The following is a 17,427-nucleotide window of genomic DNA, read 5'->3' as shown; positions in this document are numbered from 1 at the left end:
ACAAAAAGATGATATTTTCTTATTGGAACCTTTGTATAATTGGTTCACCTTTTAAAAGGAAAGGGTGAACTAATCTCGATGTTGAATAAAATACAATTTTCACGTTTTTTTATTTTCGCACACTTAGCCTTATTCTTTTACATTTACTTACATTTTTTTGGGTGCGTTTGCTCAAACTACAGTAGCGGTAACAAATTCAGAATTGAAAGGAAGTAACATGAGGCATATCATTTTATCTTCGTTCCTTGTATGGCTAAACTATCGTCAGCAAACGTGGAAAATCGTTCCTAAGTTTGCTCAAGCATTGGTCTACATTATGTTTATTAATTCTTCTTACTATTACTTCTTTAAAAATCATATTCTCTGGGAATTACAGTCAAACAATTTAAAACTAAAGGAATTAAGGGTTATCCATATCTTTATCATCACACCATTGATTTTTTTGCTATGTATGGTAAACCTTCCAAAAGAAGATGTACGCTTACAAATAAGGCATATTCTGAAATGGTCGTTCAAGTGTGCTTTTGTTGAGTATATGGGTCTAAAAACGAAGATGATTTATTTTCAAAATGGTTGGAACATATTCTGGTCATGGCTGATCTATATTTTTCTCTTTTCGTTTGGATACGTTTATACAAAAAAGCCTTTTATTATTTGGACAGTTTCTATACCAACGATCTTCTTCTTTATCATAAAGTTTAAAGCTCCATTAAGAAGAATGATGTTACTTGGTCCAGTTATTCTTTTGGTGAGAAGGGTAGGTTTGATAAATATGATGAAAACCTTTCCAGAGGATGCATAGGTAAATCGTCAATAGATAGGGAAACGGCTTCTCGTAGGTTTACTATGAGAAGCACTAAGCTGGCTATTTTAATATCTTTTTACTATCCCTAATTTCGTTCGTAACAGTTGTAGATTTCTATAAGCTTCACGGTAATCGGTATCATTATGCGTGACAATGTTGATGGCAATGTTGTTACTATACTCCTTTCTTAACATGGAGAATATAAATGGTTTCTTTTGTTTAATAATGGCCATTACATCTGCCACTGGTAATGAGACCGTGGTTGTTTTGGTTTTCAAAAATTGTAAAATAAATGCTTTAAATGTTAGTAGCCCTTGAACTTCATCAGGAATATCAAGAATTAATTCATCAAATTGCTGTATAGCATTTTTGAGCTCAGGTTCTTTTAAATCCATTATGTATTACACTCCTTACACAAAACTAAGCCAAGCTATCTTCAGAAAAGTCTTGTACAATTGGTTATCTTTCAATTACAGTTTCACGACATTCGTATTTCTTTATGATCTATTAATCTATTGTGAGAGGACACTTCCAAAGATACGATTAATAGTGTAACAGAAAGTACTTCCGTTCTTACACTGTCGATTAGCTTATTTTCTAAAAATAAGCTTAAAGAACTATTAAAATATGGGGAGATTCATTTTTAGGTCATAAAAGAAAAATCTGGGAAACTATGGTATGATAACTAGGTTGGTAATTTTTACATAAAAACAAAGGAGGTCATGTCATGAAACGGATTGCTGCAATTATCTTTCTTTTAGCGTTAGTTGCCTTAACAGGATGTGGCACAACAGAGTCATTCAGTCAAAATGATGTGTTAAGTAGATCAATTGAGGCAATAGAAGATTTAGAAAGTTATTCAATAGACATGGATATGGCGGTTAATATGATGGAAATGGAAACAAACATGACGTTTAAAGGAGATGTAACACATAATCCAGATGCAATGCATTTGACGATGAGTATGGGGATGTCTGGTATGGCAATGGACTTTGAAGTCTATTCACTTGACGACATGGTCTACATGAGCATGCTTGGTGAATGGATTAAGGTGGATGCAGCGGAAATGGGATTAGATGATTTGGACCAGCTCAACGAAGAAGAAATGAAAAAGTTTTTAGAGTTTAGTGATGACTTCACAATGGTAGAAGAAGATGATGTGTATATACTCTCCCTGTCAGGTGATGAAGGGAATTATAGCGTATTGATTGAAGATTATTTAAAATCAGGGATGGGCGACTTTAATGATGATCCACATGTAAAAGAAATGTTGGAAACTGTCCAAATTAATGATTTTAATTTAGAACTCTATATTGAAAAGGGTACATATATCCAAACAAAACAAATTATTTATGCTGATATGGTTATCACTGAGGAAGGAATGTCATTCCCTATTAGTATTAGTGGAACGGTGGATATTTCAAATGTTAACGGAGTTGAATCAATTGAACTCCCTGCTGAAGTGTTAGAAAATGCGGTTGAAGAAGACGAGGTATTTTAATTTTTGTTTACTTATCATTTAGACAATAACCCATTCCCCTTATAGCTGGACTAGTAAAGAAGAGGCGTTCTCTCATCAGAAATGAGAGAACGCCTCTTCTTTTATTACCATTATAAAAATAATTGTAGAAGTACGTTTCCAAATAGGATAACCATAACATATAGCCCAGCTGTAACAGTTAAACCTGAGAAGGCCGCTATGAAGCTGTCAGATCCAGCTCCAAGTTTTCTTTGTAATATGATCCATATCGCTAACCCTAGTAACAATGGAACAAAACAGATAAATACGTATAAAAAAAGGATGACAACCAACCTCTCTACGTTCGTTCTTTAAGAATAGATTGTCTTTCCGTTACCGTTTTATACTCGTTTTTCCATATAAAAGATCTTTTCTATCAAGCATTGTGCTAACATATAATGGAATAGATTATGGCCGTTTTACAGAAAAAAGGAGGTTCAATAAATTGTATGAATTAAAAACGAAAGAAACAGACAATAGTGTTATTGAATTTATTGAAAAGGTTGAAAATGCTAAGAAAAAGCAAGATGCTTATCAACTATTAGATATTTTCGCTGAAACAACAGGCTATGAGGCCAAAATGTGGGGGCCTAGTATCATTGGCTTTGGTTCTTATCACTATAAGTATGCGTCTGGTCATGAAGGAGATGCACCGTTAGTAGGGTTTTCACCTAGAAAAACAAAAATCAGTTTGTATTTTGCTACAGGTGATGAGGAGCGTGATTCCTTGTTAAACAAATTCGGTAAGCATACAACGGGGAAGGCTTGTGTGTACATTAATAAAGTAGCTGATATAGATACCAATGTTCTTGTTGAGTTAATTAAACAGTCTGTAACATTTTTACAAAAAACGTACCCTGCTCAAAATGACCATTCCTAGTAGGAGGTATGGTATGGAAAGATTAATGCCATTTTTTCTTCTTTTACTAGTAGTAGGGTGTAGCACGGAGTTAACATTTACAGAAATGACGAAGGCTGAAATAAATGGCTCTATTCAAGAATTTATTGAACAGCATGACGGAGGAATCAGTCTCTTCTTTGATGAAGAAAACGTAATCTATATTGTTTTAAACAGTGAGATGGTATTAAAGGACCAAGCGGCATTTCATTTGATTGGCATAGAAAGTAATCAAGATATTTTAACGATTCATGTTAGCCAGAAACAAGCGGAAGATCTCTTAGGTGAAAAAGCAGAAAATCAAAAAGCATATAAAGTCAATCTAGATAAGCCATACACCACCATTCGTGCCAGAATGGACGAAAGGGACTTACCGTTCAACATGGTTTCAGGAAAGTGAATGTATAACTAAAATGTTTGTTTTGACAGGTAATTGCCCATCACGTCTCATCAGAAGCAGCATTAGGTTGCGATTTAAGAGTGTGTATAACCAGCTATGTTACGTAAAATATATATAGTATATTGATTCAGGAAGGAGACAATCTCGTTATGACTTACGAAATAAAGAATATGATTATCGATGATGGCTTTGATGGGCAAGAATACGTAACAGCTGATTTTACTCAAGACTATAAAACATATAGCGTAACATTTAATAAATCCGACCTTGAAGTTATTAATTCTTGGATGTTTGAAGAAGAAACTTCTCTTCCTGCAAACTTACCGGATGAAGTTATTGAACAGATTAGGACAGATGTAAAGAAAAGAATATAATAAAAGGGATGTCGCAATAGGGCTGGTTTACCCTTTTGGGGCATCCGTTTTGTTATTACGCATTTTTCTTCATACCACTGAAATACTCATGGACATATTCTTCAACGGACTGTTTCAAGATATGAGGGAAGAATCGCATCTCTCGACGATAGCCTCGGCAAGAAACTAAATAGGTTGTTACGTCTCCAATTTTTCCTTGATTGTATACCGTAAGACCTTTTTGAAACATTTCTTTTTTTACACTCCCGATATCTTTGCCAATTTCAATGATGACACGTTCAACGAATTGTATATAAGGTTCATTAAATTTCAAATCCGCTTTTCTTAAAGAAAGCAAGTCTCGTTCAAGTACCTTTCTTACTAGTGGCAAATGAATGAATCGGTTCGCTAAAAATTCTTCCTCTTTCTTTATCATTCTGTACCCACCACCCTTTTTAAGTTAATTATACACGAATGTACGTTCGTAAATCAACTTTTGAGAGTAAAAAACGTGCTCCCGTTAGGTAACACGTTTCTAAATGACAAATTATCCTGTTTTTAATAGCTTACTCGTTTGGGTCTTTCTAATTTTTTTGATATCAAGTTGAATCATGAATGAAATCAATAACGCAATGACTAATAAGACAGTGATAAACAAGAAAGCGGGAGTGTAGCTTCCTGTAGCTTCATGTAGATAAGATACAGCTATAGGCCCTACAATTCCAGCTGAAGACCAAGCAGTTAAAATGTATCCATGAATCGCACCGAGTTCTTTTGTGCCAAATATATCTCCAATAAAAGCTGGTAAAGCAGCAAATCCTCCACCATAGACGGTCATAATTAGAAATATCAAAAACTGAAACAATAATACATTTGTGACGTTGGGCAACGCAATAAAGGCGATAATTTGTATCATGAAAAAGATGGAAAAAACGGTAGGCCGTCCTATATAATCAGATACGCTTGACCAACCAATTCGTCCACCACCATTAAAAATCCCCATTAAACCAACCATAGATGCTGCTGACGCAACACTTAGACCAACCATCTCCTGAGATAATGGAGAAGCAACGGAAATGATCATAATTCCTGAACTAATATTAATAAAAATCATAGCCCAAAGCATCCAAAAACGTTTCGTTTTTATCGCCTGGTTTGCCGTGAGTTGGGACAAGTCTTGTTTGAAAACGTTTTTACTGTTGATCTGTGTTCCTTTTCCCTCATTTGCCATCCAATTTTCTGGTGGCCTAGCAATGTAAGATGCACCACTCATCATTAACAGCAAGTACGTAATACCAAGTACAAAAAAAGTATTAGATACACCGATCGTCTCAATGAGCCTCGCTGCTACAGGGCTTGTGACAAGTGCTCCAGCTCCGAAACCAAAGACCGCGATTCCTGTTGCTAATCCTCGTCTGTCAGGAAACCATTTCACCAATGTTGAAACAGGTGAAATATAGCCTAGCCCTAAGCCAATTCCTCCCACTACACCATACATGATTAAAAACAACGGCAATGATTGAATAAAAACGGCAAAACCTGCTCCAATTTGTCCTAAACTAAATAAAATTGCCGCAAGCATGGCCGACTTTCGAGGTCCTTTTCTTTCAACCATTCGACCAAGAGTTGCAGCCGAAATGCCAAGAAAAGCAATCGCAATTGTAAATGCTAATGTAACTTGAGTTGATTTCCAACCAATTGATTGGCCGAGGGGGTTTGTATATACACTATAAGCGTAGGTTGAACCGATTGATAAGTGGATTGCGACAGCAGATAATGCGATTAGCCATCTGTTCTTTTTATTTTTCAATGTCTTTCACTCACTTTCTAAAATAACGCTTTTATGTGTCTATTGCTCCTTTCTGAAAGATTTCCCGTTGTTTATGGCAGGGATCGTAACAAAAGATAAACACAAATATTCTTATAGCAAGTTCAGTTTAAAATAATGAAGGATATTTGTATGTGAAATAGATCACAAGTATGAGTGTCATTTTTAGAAAGGAGTTCTTGGTATATGTAAGAGATAAGGATTGTAATGGTAAAGGGGAATGTTAGAAGCCCTCCGAGGAGGGGCTTATTAACTTAATCTTTTCGGTCTTGCAACTCTCTATTGGACTTAGAGATCGTAATTCGCTCCTCACCTGTACTAGGTTGAACAGCATCTTTGCTTTCGATCATGTTACGTTTTGATTTAGAACGCTTACTCATTTGCTTATCACTCCTTTTAATAGTATACATGACAAGCTTATCATTCACTTTTTAAGGAGGTTTTATGTAGGGCATTACACACCTTAAATTTTTCTTTTAAAGCAGTAATATGTACGATGAATGCATTATAGTACTTAAGATATAGAATGTATTTCTTCATTGGATTTATTAACAAATCACAAAGGGATGAGAATAGGATAACAAAAGTAATAGATAGGGGACTCAATACGTAGATTTACTCATTCGGTAGTAACGGGTAGTTGTTTATGTGGGATATATGATATATAAATATTGATTAGAATTATGTATGAAGCAGGACCATTATCCTTGCTTCAATTGTAAGTGGCTTACTCGTTTTACTGCAAAATCATCTAAAATAATGACTTTGGACGAATAAGAATGATGTTCTTCAAAACAACCTAAAAATTCATGATAAAACGACGTTAGCTTATCAACTAGTGACATGTTTTCTTTACTAAATAACCCTGAACGATTAATAAGAATATTGTTGTATTTATTCACTAGGTTTCTCGTTCTTTTTAACATTTTTCGAGCATCTTTCATGTGAAAAACATCGCGCTCTCCAATGAGGGTAGATAGGTCATGATTGATTTTTTCTGTAAGATGTTGATTGATTCGAGTTACCGAATACGCTTCATCATCAAAAATAAAATGCTTTAACATGAGTAAATCTGATTCTATAGGTTCATTTAAAAAGTTCAAATATATACGTAGAGTATTATATGAATCATACATCGGGTTGTGTTTTTCTCCAATAAACGGGAGACCATACATACGTAATGCCGATTCAACAGAGGCATTTGTTTTGGACACACGTTTCGAAAAAATTGCCTGAAAATCAACGTAACGCTTATTGATTTTGGTAATTGTTCCATCTGGGATAGAGTGTTCAGCAGCATCTATACGTAGGCGACTTATATCGCTCGGGGACCAGGAAAAGAAACGAGACTTTTTGACCCCACCAACCCAAGTTAAAAAATCTTCAAATACAACTTTAAATGAACTTGCTTTCTTTAAATGAGCATCATCTATTCCAGTTAATTCTTTACAAAAAGAACTTAGACTTTGGTTAGACTTTGGTTTGATATACTGATCAAACGTTGTAATTTGTCCTGTCTTTATGTTATATTTTACAGCACCTAATCTTATCGCTTCCATTGATTCAAACGTCATTCCTTTTTCGGAACATAGCATTTCAAAGTCAAAGAAGACAAATTGAGTTACTTCTGCCATTTTATAATCCCCTCCTTCAACAGGAAATTATAAGGCAGGTTGAAGGGGGAGAAAAGGACCAATTGTTTCCACCTGTTCATTTTTGTCGCTTATCTTATCTAATAGATGATCCATACTTAACGTGAAAGTGAAGAAATATGGGTCTTTTTCCTCGTTAAAAACTAACAAAAGTGGATAGTCATTTTTAGGAATGATAAAAATAACTTCGTTTACTGAGGAATTCATCCAATTATTTGTAATTTGTACAGATGAATCGAAAGGAACTCGAATTAACTGACCTTTTCGGGGCATGGGTCTAAATTTCTTATAAATGTCATCTATATGCTCTAAATACATTTCAGCTTCTGATAATACTGATGGACTAGCAGGGATGGTTTTAACAATTTTATCTTTTTCAATATCATATACTTCTACAAAATCGTTTTGTGCATAAATTTGAATGGGGTTTAATAGGATAACAAGGACAAATACGGCTATAACGTTTCTCATATGGAACCTCCTCACGCATATTTTCCCCAAAGTAAGGAGGACTTACCCAATCTCATATAGAAATTAACTATTTCAAAGGTGCGAATTGGTTATAATACACAAAAATTGAATTTTCCGACAATTATTGTTCTTATTGTGTTAAGATAAACGAAGTATTTTTAAAAATGGAGGTTTTAGTGTGGATGAATTAATGTTAATTATGATCATACTTGGTAGTCTGATCATATTTGGTTGTTTTGCTTGGCTTTTTTCATCATTAGGTAAGTGGATTAGCTTTGAAGAAAAAGAAGCAAAAGAAGATCTTACATACAAAACAAATCCATTTTCAGGTTCAGCAAAACATACATATAGAAAGTAAGAGTTTCTGATACAAAACAACGTTATCTAAAATAACCCTTAAGAAAATAGCTAACACGTATCTACTAAGGAGGGTTTTTGCAATTACACATCCAGAGCTCATACAAATTGACGGTTATGAAGTAGACTATACATACGTAAAACAAGACGCGCATGAGTTAGTTAAATATGTTATTCATTTCTCTGACTTTGATTATCATCTTTCGTTTATGATCACGAATACAGACACAATTGAAACTACAGGACAATATGTTCGTACAATTATTAAGGAAATGACCAAAACAAATGAACATGTAATAAGTTGAAAACACCTTGTTAAAAGGTGTTTATTTATTTCAGCAACGTTAAAGATAATCACTTATAATAAGAAGACATATAGAAACAGCAAAGGACGATGAAAACCTAATGACTTTACACAGGCAAGAACAAAGTACGTACTTATACATGTATTCATATCGTGAGGACGAGCGCTTATTATGCAAGCTGGAAATGCGTGCATTTTTCGGAAGGGATACCGATTCTTTCATAATAGAAAGCCATGAAAAAATAAATCCAAGTAGAAGTCCTTTCATGAAGGCGAGATTAGATAAAATATATGAAAACCAAACGTTAGAAGGGTTAACGAAGCAAGCAGAAGCTTTACAAATGCAAGGCAAAACATTCAAAGTTCTATTTGTGAAACAAACTAATCAACGGAACGAAGAACAAGTGGAGTTTTCAAAGAGACGAGAGATCGAACGCAAAGTGGGATCTGTTATTCAAGGAGTAGTTGATTTGCATAATCCTGAGTTGCTACTAGGGATTATAAAAGTAAAGGATAAATGGATACTTGGTATTTATCATAAAAGCAAAGCCATCTGGTTACAGCACCAAAGCAAACCCGCTCAATACTCAACAGCGTTAAGTACTCGTGTTGCAAGGGCGATTGTTAATATTGCAGCACCGTATCCATCGGGAGTAAAACTAATTGACCCGTGTTGCGGAATAGGTACGGTTCTGGTAGAAGCTCTTTCAATGGGAATCAATATCGTCGGCAGAGACCTGAATCCTTTAGTCATCCCTGGAGCCCGAGAAAATATTGCATTTTTCGGACTTGAGGGAGAAGTGACTTTAGGAGATGTTCGAGAGGTATCAGGAGATTACGACGTGGCTATTATTGATATGCCTTATAATCTTTGTTCTGTGATAACATCGCAAGAAAAACTGGAAATGATTCAAAACGCTCGCCGCTTTTCAAAAAAACTCGTTGTCGTTACGATCGAGCCTATGGATTCAGTGATTATGGCGTCTGGCTTTGAAATCGTTGACCGATGCGTTGCGAAAAAAGGAACGTTTTTGAGGGAAGTTCTTGTATGCGTGTAACTATTTTTTATATCTTAGAATAGCTTTATTTATAGCAGATATGGTGCATGACCACATTTTGACCACATTTATTAAATAGTTTAGAACAAGTTTTTCATAAGTTCACTGAACTGGTGGGAAGCTTTTTCTTCCATATCAGCGGTTAAATGAGCATAAATATCCATAGTTGTATTGATGTTTGTATGGCCGAGGCGTTGTTGGATTTCTTTTAACCCAACGCCAGCTTCAATAAGAAGAGATGTGTGAGTATGTCTAAGAGAGTGGGGAGCTAACTGACGGTTAATACCGGCTAATTTTAAAAGTCGTTTCATACGAACAATGACTGTTTGATGAACTTCAGGATAACCTGTTCGCTTGCTCAGAACAAAGTCTAGATCTTCGTATTGATCCCGAACTAACATTTTATATTTGTTCTGTTCCTGTTTATGTCTCTTAAGGAGATTCATGGTACTCTCATCCATTTTAATCTTTCTGATTGAACCTTTTGTTTTAGGGGAGAGGAGTTGAAACTTTTTTGAGCTATTTTTAGGATTGAATAGTGTTTTTGTAATATAAATAGTTGATTCTTGAAAATTAATATCTTTCCACTTCAAAGCTAAAAGTTCTCCGATCCGCATTCCACTGTAGGCTAGCATGTGGAAAATAATGCTATCTAGATATAAACCTTTATTTTTTGCTGCATTTAGAAAGAGAACGAGTTCATGTTTTTCCATGAATTTTAACTCTTGATTCTTATTTTCAATATCTTCAACTGATTCTATTCTGCGAGGAATTTTTGCGAATTCTGTGGGTTCTTTTTGATAATTTCGTTTTCCATTGCTTTTTTAAAAATCATTCTAGCTGTTGTGTGAGTTCCTAGGATAGAGTTGTAAGAATAGCCTTTGTTTTTGAGCTCGTTAAGTACATTTTGATAGGTAAGGCCGTTTATGTCCTTTAATTTGACATACGCAAGATATTTTAACACTCTGTTTAATTCTTGTTTTCGAACTCTAACTGAGCTAACCTTTGAGTACTCTGAGTAATCTTCCAACCATTTCATCGCAAAGTCTTTAAAAAGTTTTACACTTTCTTCTACGAAAGTTTGTGAATTAATGGCTTGCTGCATCTCAGAACAAGCAGCTTGTGCTTCTTTTTTTGTCTTAAAACCACTAACTGTTTTTTGTAGACGTTTCCCTGTTGCTGGGTTAATCCCAATATCAATTGTAAAAGACCATTTGTTACCTCTTTTACGTAAATAGCCTTTCATTGGGTATTCTCCTTTCTATATATAGTTCTGTGAAAAGAAAAGGCCTTTAAAATAGCTCACCTCCTTTCAAGTAAAGAAAAAACAGGTTATTTTACAATGGTTCAAAAATAACCTGCACAACTTTCCCGTAAATCTTTGCATTTCCATCCCGGACGAGCATTGGCTCGTATTTGGAGTTGTCTGGATACAGAATAACTTCTCCAGTTTCTGTTTTTGTAACACGCCTTAGACTTGCATCATCACCGTTAATAGAAACAACAGCAATTTCTCCTGACTCCACATCATCTTGTCGTTGAACGAGTACGCGGTCGCCTTTGCAAATTCGACTTCTTCCTTCCATTGAATCTCCATTGACTTCGAGAATGAAAACATCACCCTCTCGATATTTGCTGTCATCTGGAATGTAAGTATATTCGATAATGTTTTCTTCTGCGTCGATAAAATTATCGACTGATATTTTCCTAATGACTGGCACACGTATCACCCCATGAATCTTTTTGATTTCTGGAGCTGAAGAATGGTGACCTAAAAGCGCATTTGGTGAGAGGTTAAACAACGATGAGATTTCTTTGAGGCGATTGGGACGAGGAATTTTTTCATCACCCTCATACGATGCAATAGATACTTGACTGACCCCTAACAGTTCTCCGAGTTGCGCTTGACTAAGGTTCCTCTTTAAGCGTTCCAATACTTGCTGACTTGCGTAAGTTTTCGCGTATAGACTGGATACGATTTCCGATTCTAATATTGTCGCAAAAGTGATTTGTAAAGGCTGTGAAGAACAGGTAACCGTTAGGCGGATAGTCATGCCGTTCGGACCTGATAAAGGCAAAAGTCTCGAGATGAAATACGGTTGTAGATGTGAGGACAAAGCGATTGAATCACAGGTGCTAGAAAGAAGAAAGGAACTAAAAAAGTTAAGAGAAAGGGAGCGACTGTTTGATGTCTTTGACCAGAACAGTTTGATCAACTCAGACTTGCGAGAAGTAGGTTTTGAGACCTATCTTCCTACCAATCCAAGCCAGGAAGGAGGGATGAAAACAGCAATGCAATATGTAGCGGACTTTTCGTTTAACCACCCCAAAAACCTTTTACTTACCGGTAGTTATGGGTTGGGGAAGTCACATTTAGCTGCTGCCATACTTAAGGAGTTATTAGGTAAAGGTCATACCGGAATCTTTATCTCGGTGCCTAAGCTATTGACCAAGTTAAAAGCGACTTATAAGAAAAATAGTGAGCTTGCAGAAGATGATCTTCTAAGCGTGTTAGAACAGGCAGATTGTTTAGTTCTAGATGATATTGGAGCAGAACACGGTACGGATCATAGTGGTAGCTGGTCGATAGCAAAAGTGTTTGAAGTGGTTGATAGTCGCCTTGGAAAAAACACGATTTACACAACCAACCTAAATGGTCGAGAACTCCAGGAGAAAGTAGGAGCACGGAACTTTTCACGAATGATGCAGCAATGTGAAGTAGTGACAATTAAAGGCGATGATTACCGTTTACGACAATTCAGAAGTTAACGAAAAGGAGTGGAAAAGATGAGTCAGATAAAAATTATGTTGGACCCAGGACATGGTGGGAAAGATCCGGGAGCAGTAGGTTATGGATTAAAGGAAAAGGATATTGTTCTTGCCATTGCAAGGGACATGAGGCATTCGTTACTGCAGGAGTTTGATGTTCAAGTAAGGATGACGCGCAACTCTGATGTGTTTCTCACCCTTGAAGAACGAGCAAGATTGGCTAACGCCTGGGGGGCAGACTATTTCTTATCTATTCACGTTAATGGTAGTGGAGGTACAGGGTTTGAATCATATATCCATCCCAACGCACAGCAAAAAACGATCCAATTCCAGCAAACGATTCACTCTAGAATTATGGCACAACTTAATGTAAGAGACCGTGGGATGAAAAAAGGGAATTTTGCGGTTCTGAGATTAACTAAGATGCCAGCTATTTTAACTGAAAATCTGTTTATTGATAATAAAGAGGATGCAAGAATGCTAGCCGATGCTAAGGTGTTGAAAAAGATTGCTGTAGGCCATGTAAATGGATTAGAGCGCCTGTTAAAACTGAGCAAAGTAAAGGAGCAAGTAGCTTCTACAAGCTCGTTATACCGAGTTCTAGTGAATGGCAAGCAGGTTGGAGCATTTGGAGAAAAGGATAATCTATTGAGCAAGGTAGGTCAACATCTAGGCACTGCAAGTCGAATTGAATTAGAGCAAGTTAACTAAGGAGGAATAGGGAATGGGATCAGTTTTAAAAGCGAGTATCAAGAAGATTGAGATCTTAAACAAGATAGCGAAGGATGAGTGGAATCAGTCGGTGCGTATTATTTTGGGGGATATTGAGTTGAATAATGAAAATTTCATAGCGTTACGCCGGTTTCGGCCGGATGAGATTGTTCATGTGACGCTTGAGTCGGCTCAGATGAGTTTGTTTGATATGCAGCCGAAGAAGAAGGCAGTTGCAGCTATATTGGGGAATGAAGGGAAAGGTAGAAAGAGGGAAGTGGTGGATGTGCCTCTTGTTGTTGAGGATGGGATGATTGAGGAAGGAGAGGTGGTGGAGCAGGAGTTTAGGTTTTAGTTTAGAAGGGAGGAAGTTAATCCTGAATTAATCTTAAATTAATGGGACAATCCTTTAAACAAAGGGGATTGTCTTTTACTATATTGTAAGGAGCGTATTGGCAAGATAGCATGGACGGTTATTTAACTCACTAGAAAATGTTCAATATAAATTATAAAAATAGATAATGAGTCAAGGTTCAAATTGATTTCAAGTGTTTTAGTTAGAAAACTCTAAAAAGTTTTCTAAAGTTATACAGAGATTTACTTTGTTTCAATCACTTTTTTTGTAAAAAATTGCTTCGACGAGGTATTATTTATGGATAGAAATAATACTAAAATCATAGCAAAAATAATTAAAATGCTAATAGTCAAAACTAACCCATTCCACCGAAAGTGTTTCCAAACCAAGCCACTACTTGTTCCAATTACACTAGAACCAAGATAGTAAAAGAAGAGGTAAAGAGAGGAAGCCTGGGACTTATTAGTAGCAAGGCTGCCTACCCAGTTACTCGCAATTGAATGGCTTCCAAAAAAACCAAAAGTAAATATGGCAAGCCCGATGATAATAATAAAAAGGTTATTCATTAAGGTTAGCATTAAACCTACTAACATTAGTAGGATGTTTGAAAATACGCCTTTATTATTGCCAATATTATTACTAAGATTACCCATAAAAGTAGAGCTAAAAGAACCAACAAGGTAAATCACAAAAACAAAACCAATCGTAGCTTGATTTAAGTTGAAGGGTGGTGAGATTAATAAAAAACCTAAGTAGTTATATACCGTAACGAAACACCCCATCAGAATAAAGGAGAGACCAAAAAGACAGAGTATTTTATAGTTTGTTAATTGAAGAATGAAGGCACTTTTCATTTTATTATATGATATAGTATTTTGTGGAATGTGGTATTTAGGTAAATTTAAAAAGAACCACATACTTATTAATAAACTGAATAGACCAATTATTAGAAAAGCGAATTTCCAAGAAAATAAATCTGTCAATATCCCTGTGATTAGTCTTCCTCCTAATCCACCGATTGCCGTTCCACTTAAATAAATTCCCATAATGAGTCCTGTTTTCTCTTTTTCAATATTTTCACTGATGTAAGCCATGGCAATACTAGGGTAACCCGCTAAAGTTATACCCTGAAGAGCTCGTAAAATCAGTAAAGTTGAGAAGTTGGTGCTTTGTGATATTAAGATACATAGAAATGAAGATGAAAATAATGATATAAACATAAGTTTTTTTCTATCAAAGTAATCCGAGAAGAAAGAAATCAGTAGTAATGTAATTGCCAGAAAAGCAGTAGTCACAGACAAAGTAAGACTTGACGTAGCTGGACTAACTCCATATTCAATGGTATAAACTGAGAAAAGGGGCTGTGAAGAATATAGAATCATAAAACTTACAAAGCTACCTAAAAACAATGCCACAATTATTCTATTGTTACGATATTTTTTATTGATTTTATCAAGTATATAATTCAACTTAACCAACACCCTAAATTTAATAAATTAATCTTACCAAGATAGTTTAATAACAGCTAGAATATAATAACATAGAGTAGCACAACTTCAACATTTTACAAAAGCTGCTGAACACTATACATGTCTCAACCAGAGTTAAGCGGAGCGATTCAAAGATTGGAAAGGAACTTGGAGTACCGTTTTTTTTAAAGAGGTAGTTGTTCAGTAAATAGTTCTCTCCAATCTAAATATTGAGGTATTTCTGAATCCGTGGTTCAACACAAATCTATAAAACCGTCTCTTAATTGTTCCATTAGTTCACTTGCTGAATTTTGGTATAACTGAAAAGATACTTTTGGGTACTTCAGATAACGTTATCGTTCCTAATCACAATTATTTGGCAGAAAAAGCAACTATTGAATTGAAAGAATTTATTGTAAAGCCTTTCATTGGTTTTAAGAGGGGTACAGGGCTAAGGTCACTAAGAATAAATTATGCCAACAAAGAGGATTTATCCCCAATTTATCATTTGAAGGCCAGGAGGTTCGACGGTTGTTGCGTTAGTTTCGCTGGATTAGGAATAGGAATTATACCAAAGTCAATAGGCTTACAATATGATATTAAATTTTCACCTGTTTCTGATATAGAGTGTTATCGAAATATTGGGGTGCCTGGAAAAATGATCATTTTCCAGTAAAAGTTGTTGATACGTTTAGAAGTTTTGTGAGTGAATATTTTACACGGACCTAATTCTATTTGCCCACCAGCTAATAGCCATATGAGGCACAAATAAAACCGTTGCTATTTTAGTTGTGTTGCTATTTTTACATTGTGAGCTCTAAAATTACAATTTCTCTAATTAAAGTCGATTCAAAAAGACAGAAAAGTAAAATTATTAATTGACATATGGAAAATCCTGATTTAATATTGGATACAGGATATCATATTGAGTGATTATGAATCTATCATTCAATGAAAACGCATTCAAACGGAGGGTTAAGATGATAAAAACAATTGCATTTGACAAAGACTTTACAATGACAATTAACGGGAAATCAGTAGTTAAAGAGCAAACTTTTAATGCAGTTAATCCAGCAACTGAGGAGATAATTGCTAGTGTGCCCGAAGCAAGCAAAGACGATTTAGAACAAGCCGTTCAATCTGCAAAAACAGTTTTTAAGACTTGGTCTAATAAGACTCCCGATGAAAGAGGAGAGTATATCTATAAATTTGGAGAAGCACTTGATAGATATAAAGAGGAGTTAATGAGTTTATTAACACTGGAGCAAGGAAAGCCTCGCCATTCGGGGGCTAAAATTGAACTTGATATGTCTATTCAATGGTGTAAAGAAGTTTCTCAGCAGAGGCTGGACCTGGAAATTATTGAAGATACAGAACAACATGTTGTTGAAAAGCACTATACTCCACTTGGAGTAGTAGGTGCCATAACACCTTGGAATTTTCCGGTTTTATTAGGTGTTTGGAAAATTGTACCTGCTCTTATGGCTGGTAATACAATGGTGATGAAACCTTCACCCTACACACCGCTATGTACTTTGAAAATTGGAGAGATTGCACGTGAAGTTTTTCCAGATGGTGTATTAAATGTAGTATCTGGCGGAAATGAATTGGGACAATGGATTACAGAGCATCCAGATATTAATAAAATTAGTTTTACAGGATCAACGGCTACTGGGAAAAAGGTCATGGCAAGTGCATCAACAAATTTAAAGAGAATAACTCTCGAGCTTGGTGGAAATGACGCAGCGATTGTCTTGCCAGATGCAGATCCAAAATCTTTAGTAGAAGATTTATTCTGGGCAGCGTATGGTAATAGCGGTCAATGGTGCATCGCGATTAAACGATTATATGTTCATGAAGAAATTTATGATGAATTTTTATATGAGTTGGTAGCGTTTGCGAAGTCGATAAATGTAGGGAATGGTAATAACCCATCTACTGACTTAGGTCCTATCCAAAACAAAATGCAATATGAAAAAGTTAAAAATATCTTGGAGGACATTAAGGATACTAATTTAAATATAGCATTGGGAGGAGAAGTTGATGATGAACAACCTGGGTATTTCATTCCGGTAACTATAGTCGACAACCCTCCAGAGGATTCTAGGATTGTTAAAGAAGAGCCGTTCGGTCCGATTCTACCGGTACTAAAATATAATGATTACGATGATGTCATTGAAAGAGTGAACAACACTCCTTTTGGTCTTGCGGGCTCTGTTTGGGGAAAAGACGTTGAGTTTGCTAAATCATTAGCTCGTAAAATTGAAAGCGGGACGGTATGGGTAAACGAAATTCATATTCACGGAACTCACATTCCATTTGGAGGTCATAAACAGTCAGGTTTCGGTATTGAAAATTCGCTGGATGGACTTGCTGAGTTTACCAATACAAAGGTTTATATGTTTAAAAAGTAATTTCTAGAATAACATGCTTCACATAGTCGTGTGTGAAGCATGCAGTATATTTTTTTTAGGGTTA

At 35.6% G+C, this 17,427-nt stretch carries 19 protein-coding genes and 1 pseudogene; 11 read left to right on the top strand and 9 right to left on the bottom strand.

Annotated elements, in window-relative coordinates; translation table 11 throughout:
• The first annotated feature begins 217 nt into the window (after positions 1 to 217).
• Positions 218 to 802, top strand: coding sequence for a hypothetical protein (locus tag N0O92_RS12380; protein WP_315614976.1), 585 nt, complete (start codon positions 218 to 220; stop codon positions 800 to 802).
• Positions 803 to 870: 68 nt separating this feature from the next.
• On the opposite strand, the gene N0O92_RS12375 is transcribed toward N0O92_RS12380, so the two are convergent.
• Positions 871 to 1,200, bottom strand: a complete 330-nt coding sequence (locus N0O92_RS12375) for a hypothetical protein (protein WP_315614975.1) — start codon at positions 1,198 to 1,200, stop codon at positions 871 to 873.
• Positions 1,201 to 1,532: 332 nt separating this feature from the next.
• Between N0O92_RS12375 and N0O92_RS12370 the strand changes: the two genes are divergently transcribed.
• The 4 genes from N0O92_RS12370 (at position 1,533) to N0O92_RS12355 (ending at position 3,996) form a co-directional block, all read left to right on the top strand.
• On the top strand, positions 1,533 to 2,306 hold the full coding sequence (locus N0O92_RS12370; protein WP_315614974.1) for a DUF6612 family protein: 774 nt from the start codon (positions 1,533 to 1,535) through the stop codon (positions 2,304 to 2,306).
• A 463-nt stretch (positions 2,307 to 2,769) separates the two neighbouring features.
• A complete protein-coding gene (locus N0O92_RS12365) occupies positions 2,770 to 3,204 on the top strand; it encodes a DUF1801 domain-containing protein (protein ID WP_315614973.1) in 435 nt (144 codons plus the stop codon).
• A gap of 13 nt (positions 3,205 to 3,217) precedes the next feature.
• Positions 3,218 to 3,622 (top strand): hypothetical protein, encoded by a 405-nt coding sequence (locus N0O92_RS12360; protein ID WP_315614972.1) that lies wholly within the window; start codon positions 3,218 to 3,220, stop codon positions 3,620 to 3,622.
• A gap of 149 nt (positions 3,623 to 3,771) precedes the next feature.
• Complete coding sequence (locus N0O92_RS12355) at positions 3,772 to 3,996, top strand: hypothetical protein (protein ID WP_315614971.1); 225 nt, start codon at positions 3,772 to 3,774, stop codon at positions 3,994 to 3,996.
• Positions 3,997 to 4,051: 55 nt separating this feature from the next.
• On the opposite strand, the gene N0O92_RS12350 is transcribed toward N0O92_RS12355, so the two are convergent.
• The 5 genes from N0O92_RS12350 to N0O92_RS12330 all read right to left on the bottom strand — a co-directional run bounded on the left by N0O92_RS12350 (position 4,052) and on the right by N0O92_RS12330 (position 7,926).
• Positions 4,052 to 4,411, bottom strand: coding sequence for a YhjD family protein (locus N0O92_RS12350; protein WP_315614970.1), 360 nt, complete (start codon positions 4,409 to 4,411; stop codon positions 4,052 to 4,054).
• 111 nt (positions 4,412 to 4,522) lie between these two features.
• The gene (locus tag N0O92_RS12345; RefSeq protein ID WP_315614969.1) at positions 4,523 to 5,785 is read right to left on the bottom strand and encodes an L-lactate MFS transporter; all 1,263 of its coding nucleotides are present in this window, start codon (positions 5,783 to 5,785) and stop codon (positions 4,523 to 4,525) included.
• Positions 5,786 to 6,057: 272 nt separating this feature from the next.
• Positions 6,058 to 6,183: a hypothetical protein gene (locus N0O92_RS12340; protein WP_315614968.1), complete on the bottom strand. Its 126-nt coding sequence runs from the start codon at positions 6,181 to 6,183 to the stop codon at positions 6,058 to 6,060.
• Positions 6,184 to 6,504: 321 nt separating this feature from the next.
• Positions 6,505 to 7,437 (bottom strand): 3'-5' exonuclease, encoded by a 933-nt coding sequence (locus N0O92_RS12335; RefSeq protein ID WP_315614967.1) that lies wholly within the window; start codon positions 7,435 to 7,437, stop codon positions 6,505 to 6,507.
• 27 nt (positions 7,438 to 7,464) lie between these two features.
• A complete protein-coding gene (locus N0O92_RS12330; protein WP_315614966.1) occupies positions 7,465 to 7,926 on the bottom strand; it encodes a hypothetical protein in 462 nt (153 codons plus the stop codon).
• Between the two features lie 178 nt (positions 7,927 to 8,104).
• Between N0O92_RS12330 and N0O92_RS12325 the strand changes: the two genes are divergently transcribed.
• A complete protein-coding gene (locus tag N0O92_RS12325; RefSeq protein WP_315614965.1) occupies positions 8,105 to 8,284 on the top strand; it encodes a hypothetical protein in 180 nt (59 codons plus the stop codon).
• A 404-nt stretch (positions 8,285 to 8,688) separates the two neighbouring features.
• Complete coding sequence (locus tag N0O92_RS12320) at positions 8,689 to 9,645, top strand: TRM11 family SAM-dependent methyltransferase (RefSeq protein WP_315614964.1); 957 nt, start codon at positions 8,689 to 8,691, stop codon at positions 9,643 to 9,645.
• Positions 9,646 to 9,725: 80 nt separating this feature from the next.
• Here the strand turns inward: N0O92_RS12320 and N0O92_RS23895 are convergent.
• Both N0O92_RS23895 and N0O92_RS12305 read right to left on the bottom strand, forming a co-directional pair.
• A pseudogene (locus N0O92_RS23895) lies at positions 9,726 to 10,891 on the bottom strand (site-specific integrase).
• Positions 10,892 to 10,982: 91 nt separating this feature from the next.
• The gene (locus N0O92_RS12305; RefSeq protein ID WP_315614961.1) at positions 10,983 to 11,699 is read right to left on the bottom strand and encodes a LexA family protein; all 717 of its coding nucleotides are present in this window, start codon (positions 11,697 to 11,699) and stop codon (positions 10,983 to 10,985) included.
• Between N0O92_RS12305 and N0O92_RS12300 the strand changes: the two genes are divergently transcribed.
• The 3 genes from N0O92_RS12300 to N0O92_RS12290 are packed head-to-tail and all read left to right on the top strand — an operon-like array spanning position 11,698 to position 13,480.
• Entirely contained in the window at positions 11,698 to 12,414 is a 717-nt protein-coding gene (locus N0O92_RS12300) for an ATP-binding protein (protein WP_315614960.1), read from the top strand. The genes N0O92_RS12305 and N0O92_RS12300 overlap by 2 nt on opposite strands.
• Positions 12,415 to 12,432: 18 nt before the next feature.
• Positions 12,433 to 13,125: an N-acetylmuramoyl-L-alanine amidase gene (locus N0O92_RS12295; protein WP_315614959.1), complete on the top strand. Its 693-nt coding sequence runs from the start codon at positions 12,433 to 12,435 to the stop codon at positions 13,123 to 13,125.
• A gap of 13 nt (positions 13,126 to 13,138) precedes the next feature.
• Positions 13,139 to 13,480: a hypothetical protein gene (locus tag N0O92_RS12290; protein WP_315614958.1), complete on the top strand. Its 342-nt coding sequence runs from the start codon at positions 13,139 to 13,141 to the stop codon at positions 13,478 to 13,480.
• A gap of 242 nt (positions 13,481 to 13,722) precedes the next feature.
• Here the strand turns inward: N0O92_RS12290 and N0O92_RS12285 are convergent, their stop codons facing one another.
• A complete protein-coding gene (locus N0O92_RS12285) occupies positions 13,723 to 14,949 on the bottom strand; it encodes an MFS transporter (protein ID WP_315614957.1) in 1,227 nt (408 codons plus the stop codon).
• Between the two features lie 980 nt (positions 14,950 to 15,929).
• On the opposite strand from N0O92_RS12285, the gene N0O92_RS12280 reads away from it, so the two are divergent.
• Complete coding sequence (locus N0O92_RS12280; RefSeq protein WP_315614956.1) at positions 15,930 to 17,363, top strand: aldehyde dehydrogenase family protein; 1,434 nt, start codon at positions 15,930 to 15,932, stop codon at positions 17,361 to 17,363.
• Positions 17,364 to 17,427 lie beyond the last annotated feature (64 nt).

The sequence above is a fragment of the Alkalihalobacillus sp. MEB130 genome (assembly GCF_032335535.1).
GTDB lineage: Bacteria > Bacillota > Bacilli > Bacillales > Bacillaceae_D > Halalkalibacter.
Note: the sequence above shows the minus strand (reverse complement) of the source record. Positions and strands in the feature narration are given on the sequence as shown.